Source organism: Vibrio ichthyoenteri ATCC 700023 (assembly GCF_000222605.1).
GTDB classification, from domain to species: domain Bacteria; phylum Pseudomonadota; class Gammaproteobacteria; order Enterobacterales; family Vibrionaceae; genus Vibrio; species Vibrio ichthyoenteri.
This window is the reverse complement of the sequence record NZ_AFWF01000277.1, coordinates 1-12,173: the sequence shown is the minus strand read 5'-3', so window position 1 is coordinate 12,173 and position 12,173 is coordinate 1. Positions and strand designations below refer to the sequence as shown.

Below are 12,173 nucleotides of genomic sequence, written 5' to 3'. Positions count from 1 at the left end.
CCTCGATAAATATTGCGCCTCGATACACCAGTGATGAACTCTGCAAGTTCATAGGTATGCCCATTGATAATGCGCAATCTCACTGCCTCGCGGGTTTTATCTGGGAAATCACGATCGGAATAGAGCGACAGCAAGGCATCGAGCTGAGTTTCAGTTAAGAACTGGCGCATATCACCATCCCCAATCTCGCACCAATGTTAGGTGTGATGGATTATCAAAGCGCTGCGCAAATTGCTGCAGAAAACCCTCGCCACGCTCACTCAGTAACTCGGCATGGATAACAACTTCGGGCTTATTTATCCATTCTTGTTGCTGGCGCCAGTGATCGACAAAATGGCTCACCGTCATTGCTAATCGCGAGCCTAAGCCTTTACCTTGCGCTTGGTTTATCACGAGCACCGCGTTAATACTGAGATAAAGCGTCGTCGCGGTTCGAGAGATATTCATGTTCAACATGCCAATCAGCTCTCTGCCTTCCCAAAGCTCAAACAAGGTGTGATTGGGATGAGTAAAATAACGCTCACTCATCTGCGGCAAATCCTTCTGCTCATCACTTTGATACAACCCATAGCATCGTTTTCGCTCATCAATCGAGCTTCGACCGTAGGTGATCGCCGTAACCCACTCACCTTCATCCCAGTGATCCAACAGGCATGAATCCATTTCGATTGCCATTGGGATATCTGGCTCAACGGCCAACTCTAAACATTCCGGCTTAATCAAAAGCTCAAACTGCTTAATATCCGCCAACAACGCCTCGCTGCAAAAGTGCTTTATAAACTCATCCACATTAACGGGCTCAATCATAACCACGAGAGCCGCCTGCTGAGTTGCCTCATCAAACTGTAGATTCAACGGATTAACCACCTTGAACAACCCAGGATAATCGTGGTTCATCACTCGAACACGATCGCCTTGTTTAAAGTGCTTTGCCTCAGTCATTTCCTTCTCCTAACACCGAGATTGTGTCATTGATTTTATTTGCCTAAATTGTGTCATCAACGAGATAGTCGTGATTTTTGAGCTATCTCGCTGACACATTATTTTGATTAACTGCCAATTTGAGGACCGATTTTCCCTTTTTCATCAAAGTGACGCTTCGTACAGCCTTGCTTCCACGCGCTGCAACTCCAGTAAAACTTACCTTTCTCTTTGCCTGGCTTGCGAACTTGCACGCCTTTTCCGCAACTGCATTTTTGATGCGCCGCAGGCTTACCTCTGGCGTTATCCAAAATCAATCCACACGCCTCTTTGTTGGCGCAGGCCCAGAACATTGTTTTTCCTTTGCGTGAGTGCATCGTCTGTCCACAAAGTGGACACGGATGCGTCACTTCAACGTGCTTAGGCAGTTTCAACTGGAGTTCACCACTTTTTACTTTCGAGACAATGGCACGCACAAACCCTTCTTGACGCTGCATAAAGTCGTCCAACGTCATGGCTCGCTTTTCAATGGCATCGAGCGATTGCTCCCAAATCGCGGTCATAACGGGATTGCTGATTTCATCCGGCAACGCCCCAATCAACGCTCGACCAGAATCACTGCTGATCAACTTTTTGCTTTTACCGCTGCCTTTGGCATCGATAAAGCCACGTTTTTTTAGTGTCTCGATGATGGCTGCACGTGTCGCTTCGGTTCCAAGCCCCGCCGTCTCTTTCAAAATCGCTTTAAACTGAGCCGGGATATTCTCGCTACGCGCAATGTTGGCCATCGCATCGAGGAGCGAGCCTTCGGTAAAATGCGCCGGTGGCGTGGTTTTCTTTTCCACAACACGCGCGCTTGAAACGGAAACCGATTGACCGACCGTTAAAACAGGCAAAGATTGCTTTTGCTCTTCCCCTTTCCCCTCCTGCGATTCATCGGTGTCTCCCTCCGATGCCAAGATGATCCGCCAACCTTTAACGCGTTCTACCACCCCTCGCGTTTTAAAACGATGAGCGCCACACGTCAGCTCGACGGTCGTCGCATCGTCTTCGGCATGAGGGTAAAACTGAGCGAGATAACGCTGAACAATCGCAATGTAAACATTTCGCTCTTGTTCACTTAATGTGGCTAAATCAGGCTGCTTCCCTGTTGGGATGATGGCGTGGTGAGAGCTTTGCGCCACTTTCTTATCGTTCCAGCACGCACTCTTTAGCGAGGTATCAACACCTTGACACCACCCACTAAATTCACCGACCTGCGCCAAACCACGAACAATATCGTTTACTTCATCAAACTGACTCATCGGCAAAAAAGCACAATCACTTCGTGGGTACGTCGTTAGCTTATGCTTTTCGTACAAGGCTTGCGCCGTATCGAGTACTTGCTGGGCGCTGTAGCCATATCGTGAAGACATACTTTTTTGCAGCGCACTCAAGAAGAACAGCGCAGGATGCTTCGCTTTTTGACGTTTGGTTTCAAAAACAGAAACAACGGCTTGTTGTCCTTGGCACTGGCTCACCACACTCTCTGCAGAAGCACGAGCTAAACAGCGCCCTGCCTCATCACCCAACGTATCCGGCACTTGCCATTTCGCATCAAACAAACCATTAAACCCAGCCACCAGATCAAAGAACGGTTTCGAGATAAAACGAGCAATGGCCAAATCACGCTCAACGACAAGACGAAGCGTCGGCGTTTGTACACGACCAATGGAAAAAACCGTGCTGTAGCCCGCATCGCGAGCGAGCAAAGAGCAGAGGCGAGTGAGATTCATCCCAAGCAACCAATCTGCACGACTACGAGCCATCCCAGCCCAATAAAGGGGTTCAGTTTCATGCCCAGGCTTTAAGCTCGCCAGCGCCTTGCGCACGCTCGCTTCATCCAAAGCACTGAGCCAGAGACGTTGAACTGGTCCACGATAACCAACAAAATCCAGCAACTCGCGCCCAATGACTTCCCCCTCTCGGTCCGCATCCGTGGCGATCACCACCTCAGTGGCTTTAAGTAGCAACTGTTTGATCACCTTAAATTGCTTCTTCTTATCCGCCGGCACCATCATTTGCCAATTGGATGGAACAATCGGTAATGTGTCATAGGCCCATGCTTTTAATGCTGGGTCATAATCTTCTGGGTTCGCTTGAGACAAAATATGACCAATCCCCCAGGTCACTGTCACTGCATCATTCGCCGCAGTCAAAGCCCCCTCAATCTTTTTAGTACAACCAAGAACCGCGGCAACATCACGTCCTTGAGACGGTTTTTCACATAAAAACACACGCATTATGCCACCTCCTCATCAAGACGCTCAGCCAACGTGACCACGTCACAGGGTATGGATTGACGAATAGCCCGTATCAAGCCATCGCGATCTAAGGCATCGTTATGAAACAAATCATCCGTATCAGCCTCTTCTCTGGCCTGCCTCACATCCACCTTTTCCAGTAAGATCGGCAACGGGCCTTTTACCCATCGATAACCATAGAATTGCACCAAAATCTCTCCAAGTCGGCGCGCACCGAGGCGCACGCCATATAAAGCCTCAGCTTGAAGCTGTACATACACCGCAGGCTCTATCGGATGCGATGTTTCGTGAGTGAAATTAAACAAGGCTTTGTCAGCCACTACGGCTTCAACAGGGTTATGCAGTAGATAAGCCATACAAGAATCGACTGTCATGACAAGGCTCCTTTCTCGCGCAAACGCGACTTCACCCAACCCGCGGTAACATTACTTAACGTCATATTGTCACGGTTTTGGATCAGTGCTTGTTGCACCTGCGCGCAATAAGGTTGTTGTGCTTTGACGTCCAAATCCGCCTGAGCCAATAGCTGCGCATCACCACTTCTACGCGCCCGAACTCGGGCACGTAAAGCAGCAATGGCATTGGTTAAATTCACCCCTTTCATACCATTGCTCCTTATTTAAAACTCTGGCTCAGGCTGAGCTGGTTGATATTGCTGTGAGCGCTCTTTCAATATTACCGACTGAACACGCTGTGGCATGATCGTAATTAATGACGCCGTCAACGCCATACCCGTGATCATTTCAGACGGATTATCTTTATCAGGCCATGAATCCATACGAAGTTCACCTTCAATACGAACACGCATCCCTTTTTGCAATAATTTACTGAGCGACTCAGCGTCTTTACCCCAATAATCAATACTGACCCAAAATCCGCCTTTATCTTCATAAGGCTGCTCTGGTCTTTGTGTTTTGATTAAGCGATCGTATTTCACGTTAAATTTCAACAATGGACGCGCTTCACCGCCCGACTTTTCATTACCAGGCTGCCAACGAAGTTCTGGCGCACCACCAATATTACCGTCAAAAACAAATAAGCTCTTTGCCATGATGTATTTCTCCAAATCAATGTAATGGTATAAACGTCAGGCAAAAGATTAGCAGGAAGAAAAACAAAAAAACGCATTTAAAATATTTATTTTAACTTGCGGTTTTTTATTTTTACTTCTGTTATACTTCAACAATCTATTACCTCCGCTCAGCACCACCATAAGCAAAAACCCTTTTCCCTTTCCCCTCATTTATTTTTTGATGAACATCAAAAAATAAACCTCTGCGCCATACCCATCACATTCGCACAATCACACTGCCTCAGACCAACCTATTCCACCTTCGGACAAGATCCTTATTTCTGCCTCACTCAACAACACCCACCTATCTGCCTCAATAAACTGCCTCATCGCCCGACAGGTTATTTCTTCATTGCCTCAACACCTCCCATCCTAATACAAACACCTTAGTCAGAAAGAACCCGTCGTTCTCCCCTCCCAGCCCCTCAACGCTGATTCTAACGAATCACCATTGAGGGACTGATATCACTTGCATCACAAACAAAAAACACCTTAAATTGAGGCAATTAAAATTAATGGATAAACGCACTGTGTTTGACGCAAAATCTGAGACAGAAATAAAAACACCGTCATTAGATGAAAAGCTTTTTCATGATTATTCTTTCATTAAAAATAATCATAAAAAAACTAGACGTTCTAAACTTGATCCATACAAAAGAGAAATCCTTGCATTGAGGCAACTTAACCTTAGTTACGAAAGAATTTCATATTGGCTCAACGATTATCATGGTTTTAGTATTTCACCATCGAACATAATGAGAAGAGTTGAGAAATGGGGTAAACATTGATGTTTGATTTAGGTATAGATTCAATCATTGAGGCAATGGCTAGTCCGATAAAAACAAATGCCAACCCAATACACCATAAAACAAAAGATCGCGGCAGTATTATTGATAAACATCGGAGTGAGATATTGATACTTCATAATAAGTATCAATGTTCATATGGTGAGATAAATTTTTGGCTAAAAGAAAAGCATAACATATCAATCAGTAAAACAGCTCTTTACAATAGAGTTCAACATTGGAAAAGGTTAGGCATTGATGGGTAAACATAAAGGACGAAAAAAAGAAAAACTCGAAGAACAAGCCTCTCGATTCTACAATCACTATTATAATGGACTTGGTAAATCAAAAACTGAAGCGCCTGATAAACTACGAGCTATTATGACCTATCATCGTCACATTGAAGTTACAGCAACTATTATGGACAAATTAGGTATTAAACGAATAAAACAAATAACAGCAGACATTGCCAATAAGTACATAGAATCACAGAGAAATGTTATTGCTGCTCGGTCGCTTGAAAACCAAAGAACATTGTTACAACGGATTGTTGATATATATGATCAAGGAAACAAAGTCATAATCCAAGGTGATTTAAAACCAAGAGAATGGGTGAATAGATCTTATACCTACGAACAAGTGACAACGTTAATGAAGCATCAAAATGATCGAAATCGATTGTCCACCGCAATCGCTTATTCTGCTGGGTTACGTGCGCAAGAACTTCTGACAATACGTCGTTTAGATGAGGTAAGCGCATCCACCAATAGAACGTGGCGCACAGATCGTTTTCAAGGAATCGATGGTGTCAGGTATGTTGTTAAAGGCAAAGGCGGACTATATAGAGAAGTCAGCATTCCGAAAAAATTATCCGATATTCTTGAGACTAAACGACTAGCTGAACCAAAGGTGGTGATCGATCGTAAGTGCCCAATCACTACCTATTACGATATCGCCGGTGGAAAAAAATTTACTGATGCCTTTAGCCGATTATCTAAATCTGTTTTTGGATGGTCACACGGTGCGCACGGCCTTCGATACAGCTATGCACAAGAGCGTATGAATCACACTATCACAAATGAGCCGTATTCGGAGAAAAAGGAAATTGTAAGCCAAGAGCTTGGCCATTTTAGAAAAGAAATAACATCGCACTACTTAACGCCGGCAGCGCGTTAAAAGTAAAAAACATGGGCGCTCTTAGACTCTGCTCTACAAACTGAATCTGGAGGGGATATTCCCCCCCAGTCCAGCTCTACTTCACAGTTTCGTAGACAACAAAATGAGCCAGAAAACTAGTGCTACCATTCTGGTAACGAACCTCACAAAGAGAGTCGCGCACCAACCATAATGCACATAGAATCGTAAAACAAATTACGACCAACCCGACAAGGGACGAATTATTTTTTGGCATTTATTATTGCCTCTAACAATGAAGAGGCTATAATCAAGTTGTAGTTCATGACTAGGCCTCGTTAAATGAAAGTTACTGCGTCAACAGTAACCGGATAACGGGGCTTTTGTTTATCAGCCATTTACAAAACGCTCATGACTGATAAGCCAAGAGCGCCCAATGCGATTCTATCAGAATTATCACCGCTAAATCTATCTTTATACACCTGACTCCATCACATTGAATTGACACTAATTTCGTCACTTACTCACAAAAAAAGTGCATAAGCTGGGGATGGTTAATAATTCTCCAATGAAAAAATTATCGACATAAATTTTTGCCATAGCCCGCTCTCCATTAACGCAAAAGGCCCGCATAAAATGCAGGCCTTTTCATTGATTGCGTAAGTAAACGCCCTCCGGCGACGTGGATCCACCACGAATTAATCATTCAAGCATGATTTAAGCTTGTCAGCATTGAGCTGACGACAGTAACAAATTTAAGAATCTCTCCTAAAAGCAGAAATTGACACAGTAGTCCCCCTCAGAACCGTTGCATCAGATAGTTAGTTACCGATCACATAGACCAGTAGTTGACGTTCGATCGAGTAGTATCGAGATAGTTGATTTGGCACAGTGGCCAACAGTCAGTTATATCCCTCTATTGAGGAACAAAGTTGAAGAAGCTTTCCAGCCCGAAGGCCGCGACACGTTTCAGAAAGCGATTTAAGGGCGGTGTAGTTCCCGTGTGCTTAGTGTTGAGAGCCAACACTGGGCTCTTTCACGGATATTGTAGCAGAAACTGTTTGAAGTAGAACAACGAGAGCAAACAAATCGAATGATGCCTCGTAGTTCGATAGTCATTGCTGTCGTAACTCATACCCGATCTTACGCATCCACTGGTTAATAACGACTAGATCGTACAGTCGGCCAGCTGGCATCGTAAGTAACAATTGGACAAAGGTGTGTCAGTGACTTTGCTAATTTAGTAGATGTTGAATTACTTTATGTATGGGAAATAGCTTAACTTGGTGCCCAGTCTATCTGGTACAGATCAAATGTTTTATCCGCTGCAGTTATCGACAGGCATTGACCCTCTTCATAGTCAACTTGATTTGGAAGTTAAATTTTTTATGCAATAACTTAAGCTCACTAAGGTGGTTGAAAGGATAAAGCAGGTAGATTGAATTAGTTACCGATCGGGTAAATGTTTGTAGATTGTGCTTCTCAGAAAAATGGTTTAACACCCAGTGTGTTTCTATATCAATTGTTTACACTCTCGACATGAAAATGATTCAATTCATTTATCTACTCATTTTCATAATATGATAAACTTTGACCTTAAAACACCATTGTTAGCGGGCACTTAGGAAGATAAGACTCATGTCTAGTACTCTAAATTCAAAAGATGACATAGAAGAAAGTGGCTTTGATAAAGAAGATTTGGGTGAATACGATGATTCGATTGAACAAGTCGAGCCGTTTGACCCTAAAAAAGTTGATGTAAGTATTACGACCCCAAACTTGGGAACGTTAATCATGCGCCTTACACACGATGAAATCGATCTTATGCCGAACTTTCAGCGTTCCGCAGATTTATGGAGTAAGCAGGAGCAGAGCCGGTTGATAGAGTCGATCCTTATACGGTTACCTATACCGGCATTCTATTTTGATGCACTAGTTGAAGATAAATGGCAAGTGGTCGACGGTCTTCAGCGCTTGTCAGCTATAGGAAACTTTGTAGTACATAAAAAATTGAATTTAACTAATTTGGAGTTCCTTACCGAACTCGAAGGGTTGAGCTATGATGAACTCCCGCGATCATTACAACGACGTATCGATGAGTTTCAAACTTCCGTGTATTTGATAAAGCCAGGTACTCCTTTAGAGATGAAATATTCTTTATTTAATCGTATAAATACCGGAGGTTTAAAGCTCAATCCACAAGAGATTCGGCATGCTATGAGTCAGTCTGTAAATTCGGGGGCTGCATCTACCTTTCTAAGGAAGTTAGTATTAGAAAAAGATTTTCTTTGTGTGGTTATTAATAAAAATCTAAGAATGTCACATGAAGAATTGGCGTTGAGACATGTTATTTTCAGACTCTATGGATCAGATTCATATAAGTCTTCTTTACCAAAATTTCTAAACCTTGGTATGATTGAACTTGGAAGGTTAGAAGCAAGCAAATTGGAGCAGCTTAAATCAGATTTCCTCTCATCGATGCGAACAGCATATGACGTATTTGGTGATAATGCCTTTAAAAAGAGTTTACTAGAGCCTGAACATAAGAAGGTAGTAAATAAGCCCCTTTTTGAAGCTGTCTCAGTTTGTCTAGCCTCATTAGACGACGAAAGTAGAGAGTATTTGGTTAAAAACAAATTGAAATTTCAAGAAGAGTTTAAGCTACTTCTTAAAGATACTGAGTTCGACATTTCGATCAGCAAATCAACAGCCAATACTGACAATGTTCAAACTAGGTTTGGACGTGTTCGAGAATTAATTGCCAACTTTTTAATCGAGGAAAACTAATGCTAGAGCATTTAGGTCTAAGAAACTTCAAGTCAATTAAGGATGAAGATTTTGAACTATCTAATCTAACCATGTTTTCTGGATTGAATGGCATGGGTAAATCATCTGTAATTCAATCTTTACTCTTACTAAGACAGTCATTTGAACAGCATATGCTACCAAATACCGGACTAAATTTATCAGGAGAGTATGTAAGTTTAGGTAATGGTAAGGATGTTCTATTTCACGATGCTGAAATCGAATCTATAAATATAGAAGCATGTTGGCCAGAATCAGAATTGAATATTACATTTGATTATGTTGAGAATTCTAATATGCAGCCTGTTAACGGCGGCTTCACTACCCTAGAAGGTTCTCCTTTTGAAGAAGCTCTTTTTGTGTCTAAGTTCCAGTATCTTTCTGCCGAGAGAATTAGCCCAAAAAGTTTTTATGACGTTTCAGAGTATGCGATTAGTACTCGCCGTTCGCTTGGGATAAAAGGGGAGTATACCGCCCACTTTTTGTCTCAACATGGAGACAAACCCATATCGATTAGCCAACTTCAGCATGAAAAGGCTACATCTACATCTCTTATTGATAATGTAAACGCTTGGATGTCAGATATCACTCCGGGGACTAAAGTAATAACGAAATTAATCCCTGACATTAACCAAGCTAGTTTGCACTATCAATTTGAGTCTTCTTCTGAGTTGACAGCTAAGTTTCGTCCTGAAAATACGGGGTTTGGTCTAACCTATGTTTTACCAGTAGTAACCTCCATCCTCGGCTCTAGGATTGGAGACCTGTTAGTAATTGAAAACCCTGAATCACACTTACATCCTTCCGGCCAAGCTATAGTTGCGAAACTAATGGCCATCGCTGCTCAGAGTGGTGTTCAAATTATTGTTGAAACGCATAGCGATCATATTTTAAATGGTGTCCGTACATCAATAAAGAGCAAAAATATAATGGCAGATAACGCTCTGATCTACTTTCTATCAAGAGATATTACAAGTAATGAGCATTATGCTAGCGCCGATAAAGTTGTTATAGATTCTAAAGGAAGAATAGAGCATTGGCCGGTTAATTTTTTCGATGAGTGGGATAAAAGCCTAAGCCATTTATTAAGGGAAGACTGATAGTGTACGATTCAATCGTGTTAAATGAAGCCTCTTTACCTTTTGATTCTGAAGATGAATGCAATGAAAATCTAGCGTCATTCTTTGAGATGCTACATAGAACTAAGCTATCTAATGTTCAGTTTTCTAGAGCAGACGGAATTGAAGGGGATTGGAATTCGTTAGTATATGCTGAGAACTTTCAATTTGGGCAATGGCTAAACAATATAGATGACAAAGATCAATTTAGACAAATACAGAGTGTTCTCTCAAGCATTAAGTGTCCAGTAACTACTCCGCACTCAGAATATCTTTTCCATTTGGCATCAGATACTAACGTTGATGTTGAAGGTCTAGGGTATGCGTCTTTAAATGACTCTCATGGTCTAAGCTTTCCTTCTAAAGCACATTGGAAAGCAAACTCTATAAAAATAAACCAATTATGGTATTTGAATGACGTAGAACATTCAAATAAAGTAGATGTACCGAATATTTGTACATTAAGCCATATAGAACTGTTTCTAGTTGGCTTGGAAAAAGAACAGCAAGCTAATAGAGATTATTTCAATAGCATCGAAACTGAAAAAAATATAGATTTCCCAAACCTTATTTTTAGTCATACAGTTCTAAAGACATTCCGTTCTTCGACACTATCTGCTATAGATCAACGTTACGCCATAAGAGCGTTAAAACAATTAGATACAGCTATAACACTATCAAAAAATATAACTGAGCTTGCGAAAAATGCAAATCTAAGGATTTCTGGTGAAAGTGTACCAACGATGGATAACAGTAGGTTAAAACGGTTAAGGCGCTTTAAACACCCAACACTTGGTAATCAGATTTTCGAAGATCATGTGAAAAACTTCCCTAATTCCAAAAGAATGCATATTATTTCCGACTACATTAATAACACTGTTTGTATTGGTTATTTTGGAAATCATCTTAAAACCAGTTCAGAGTAGTAGTTATGCGATTTTGAACTTAGTAGTCATTAATTTCAATTGCATAGCTGTTATTCTTTAGTTTAGCTCTGCGTACTATGATATCTGGATTAGCCATTTTTGCGGTGTGTATTACCAATCTTTGCTGATCGAGTGGCATTTTGTCACCGATGACTATTTCCAACAAAGCTGGCGATGTATATGAATGCATATTGTTTTCACTCATTGATAGAATACGCATTTCATTTTCGTATTTCCAAGATTTGGATTTTGTTGCGACTGTTTGAATAACATGCTCTATGTAGTCAATTTCAGAATCACCCAATACAGTTTCAGAACCTAAAAAATCTGATAACCTAAGTGCATTAGGCTCATTCTGATACATTACCTTTATTGGTCTCATTACTCGATCTGAGGATTCGTTGATATCGTACTGCAACTGCTCATTTGAAAACACCAAGCAAAAACCCCTTAAACCATCGGCATAATGCGACCACATTAAGTTTTCTGTTATTGGGTCATTTTCTCTATCCGAAAGGGACATAGAAACAATTTTCGACATACGTACAAGGCTAACAATGATATCTAGTTCATCCATTGCTAAGGCTCTAACAAAGTCCTCTTTTGTATAGTCATGCTTATTGAGTCCAAGCTGCCTAAGCTTTGCATCCCTATCTGCTACATTGACCTCTGAATCCGGTTTCCAAGATGCAGAGCTTTCCCATAGCTTCAAAATTTCATCAGAGAGCGAATCATCTAAAATAAACATTCCTTCAAATGGGTCATTGAAAGCTTGGATTTCAGAAAACCAAAGCTGAGAATTAGCTAATGCACTCAAGCTATAGGTATCAACTGTTCTAAATTTATATAGATTAGTAATTATTGAACCCTCTTCTTCGCGTAACATTTGTATATACGGCATGCGCGTTTATCTAAATACGGCTTCTGGGAACATGAGAATAATAATTTTCATTCTATTGAATCTACTGTTCTTTTGAAATATATACAATAACAATTACAGGTTTACGAAGACGTTATCGCTAAACAGAAAAAATCACCTCTTCAATTGATGAGGAAAAGTATTGCAAAGAGTTTGATGCTGAATTGGTTAAAGGCTGTCGCTAACACAC

At 41.4% G+C, this 12,173-nt stretch carries 13 protein-coding genes; 6 read left to right on the top strand and 7 right to left on the bottom strand.

Features of this window, described 5'->3' with window-relative positions; translation table 11 throughout:
• Positions 1-171: 171 nt before the first annotated feature.
• The 5 genes from RH85_RS18305 to RH85_RS18285 form a co-directional block, all read right to left on the bottom strand.
• Positions 172-942, bottom strand: a complete 771-nt coding sequence (locus RH85_RS18305; protein ID WP_006714206.1) for a GNAT family N-acetyltransferase — start codon at positions 940-942, stop codon at positions 172-174.
• A gap of 107 nt (positions 943-1,049) precedes the next feature.
• Entirely contained in the window at positions 1,050-3,203 is a 2,154-nt protein-coding gene (locus RH85_RS18300) for a DNA topoisomerase III (protein ID WP_006714205.1), read from the bottom strand.
• A complete protein-coding gene (locus tag RH85_RS18295) occupies positions 3,203-3,598 on the bottom strand; it encodes a hypothetical protein (RefSeq protein ID WP_006714204.1) in 396 nt (131 codons plus the stop codon). The genes RH85_RS18300 and RH85_RS18295 overlap by 1 nt, the downstream gene beginning before the upstream one ends.
• Positions 3,595-3,828 carry a hypothetical protein gene (locus RH85_RS18290; protein WP_006714203.1) on the bottom strand — a complete coding sequence of 78 codons (234 nt, stop codon included), beginning with the start codon at positions 3,826-3,828 and terminating at the stop codon, positions 3,595-3,597. The genes RH85_RS18295 and RH85_RS18290 overlap by 4 nt, the downstream gene beginning before the upstream one ends.
• A gap of 15 nt (positions 3,829-3,843) precedes the next feature.
• Positions 3,844-4,275: a single-stranded DNA-binding protein gene (locus RH85_RS18285; RefSeq protein WP_006714202.1), complete on the bottom strand. Its 432-nt coding sequence runs from the start codon at positions 4,273-4,275 to the stop codon at positions 3,844-3,846.
• A 536-nt stretch (positions 4,276-4,811) separates the two neighbouring features.
• Here RH85_RS18285 and RH85_RS18280 point away from each other — a divergent pair.
• Genes RH85_RS18280 through RH85_RS18270 form a run of 3 tightly spaced genes read left to right on the top strand, consistent with a single transcriptional unit; the run spans position 4,812 to position 6,257 of the window.
• The gene (locus RH85_RS18280; RefSeq protein WP_006714201.1) at positions 4,812-5,084 is read left to right on the top strand and encodes a hypothetical protein; all 273 of its coding nucleotides are present in this window, start codon (positions 4,812-4,814) and stop codon (positions 5,082-5,084) included.
• Positions 5,084-5,347 carry a hypothetical protein gene (locus RH85_RS18275; RefSeq protein ID WP_006714200.1) on the top strand — a complete coding sequence of 88 codons (264 nt, stop codon included), beginning with the start codon at positions 5,084-5,086 and terminating at the stop codon, positions 5,345-5,347. Before RH85_RS18280 ends, RH85_RS18275 begins: the two co-directional genes overlap by 1 nt.
• Positions 5,340-6,257 carry a site-specific integrase gene (locus RH85_RS18270; RefSeq protein WP_006714199.1) on the top strand — a complete coding sequence of 306 codons (918 nt, stop codon included), beginning with the start codon at positions 5,340-5,342 and terminating at the stop codon, positions 6,255-6,257. Before RH85_RS18275 ends, RH85_RS18270 begins: the two co-directional genes overlap by 8 nt.
• A 76-nt stretch (positions 6,258-6,333) precedes the next feature.
• Here RH85_RS18270 and RH85_RS22465 read toward each other — a convergent pair whose 3' ends face one another.
• Positions 6,334-6,492 (bottom strand): Hok/Gef family protein, encoded by a 159-nt coding sequence (locus RH85_RS22465; protein WP_083824897.1) that lies wholly within the window; start codon positions 6,490-6,492, stop codon positions 6,334-6,336.
• 1,361 nt (positions 6,493-7,853) lie between these two features.
• Here RH85_RS22465 and RH85_RS18265 point away from each other — a divergent pair.
• From RH85_RS18265 to RH85_RS18255, 3 genes are read left to right on the top strand one after another with little or no spacing between them, the layout of a single operon-like run.
• The gene (locus tag RH85_RS18265) at positions 7,854-9,002 is read left to right on the top strand and encodes a DUF262 domain-containing protein (RefSeq protein WP_006714198.1); all 1,149 of its coding nucleotides are present in this window, start codon (positions 7,854-7,856) and stop codon (positions 9,000-9,002) included.
• Positions 9,002-10,120: an AAA family ATPase gene (locus tag RH85_RS18260; protein WP_006714197.1), complete on the top strand. Its 1,119-nt coding sequence runs from the start codon at positions 9,002-9,004 to the stop codon at positions 10,118-10,120. Before RH85_RS18265 ends, RH85_RS18260 begins: the two co-directional genes overlap by 1 nt.
• Before the next feature lie 2 nt (positions 10,121-10,122).
• Entirely contained in the window at positions 10,123-11,064 is a 942-nt protein-coding gene (locus RH85_RS18255) for a hypothetical protein (RefSeq protein ID WP_006714196.1), read from the top strand.
• A gap of 19 nt (positions 11,065-11,083) precedes the next feature.
• Here RH85_RS18255 and RH85_RS18250 read toward each other — a convergent pair whose 3' ends face one another.
• A complete protein-coding gene (locus tag RH85_RS18250; protein WP_006714195.1) occupies positions 11,084-11,965 on the bottom strand; it encodes a DUF2971 domain-containing protein in 882 nt (293 codons plus the stop codon).
• Positions 11,966-12,173: the final 208 nt, after the last annotated feature.

Excerpts from the sequence above, each read along its gene's own strand:
- RH85_RS18305 (WP_006714206.1), bottom strand. The coding sequence starts at position 942 with ATGACTGAGGCAAAGCACTTTAAACAAGGCGATCGTGTTCGAGTGATG.
- RH85_RS18300 (WP_006714205.1), bottom strand. The coding sequence starts at position 3,203 with ATGCGTGTGTTTTTATGTGAAAAACCGTCTCAAGGACGTGATGTTGCC.
- RH85_RS18295 (WP_006714204.1), bottom strand. The coding sequence starts at position 3,598 with ATGACAGTCGATTCTTGTATGGCTTATCTACTGCATAACCCTGTTGAA.
- RH85_RS18290 (WP_006714203.1), bottom strand. The coding sequence starts at position 3,828 with ATGAAAGGGGTGAATTTAACCAATGCCATTGCTGCTTTACGTGCCCGA.
- RH85_RS18285 (WP_006714202.1), bottom strand. The coding sequence starts at position 4,275 with ATGGCAAAGAGCTTATTTGTTTTTGACGGTAATATTGGTGGTGCGCCA.
- RH85_RS18280 (WP_006714201.1), top strand. The coding sequence starts at position 4,812 with ATGGATAAACGCACTGTGTTTGACGCAAAATCTGAGACAGAAATAAAA.
- RH85_RS18275 (WP_006714200.1), top strand. The coding sequence starts at position 5,084 with ATGTTTGATTTAGGTATAGATTCAATCATTGAGGCAATGGCTAGTCCG.
- RH85_RS18270 (WP_006714199.1), top strand. The coding sequence starts at position 5,340 with ATGGGTAAACATAAAGGACGAAAAAAAGAAAAACTCGAAGAACAAGCC.
- RH85_RS22465 (WP_083824897.1), bottom strand. The coding sequence starts at position 6,492 with ATGCCAAAAAATAATTCGTCCCTTGTCGGGTTGGTCGTAATTTGTTTT.
- RH85_RS18265 (WP_006714198.1), top strand. The coding sequence starts at position 7,854 with ATGTCTAGTACTCTAAATTCAAAAGATGACATAGAAGAAAGTGGCTTT.
- RH85_RS18260 (WP_006714197.1), top strand. The coding sequence starts at position 9,002 with ATGCTAGAGCATTTAGGTCTAAGAAACTTCAAGTCAATTAAGGATGAA.
- RH85_RS18250 (WP_006714195.1), bottom strand. The coding sequence starts at position 11,965 with ATGCCGTATATACAAATGTTACGCGAAGAAGAGGGTTCAATAATTACT.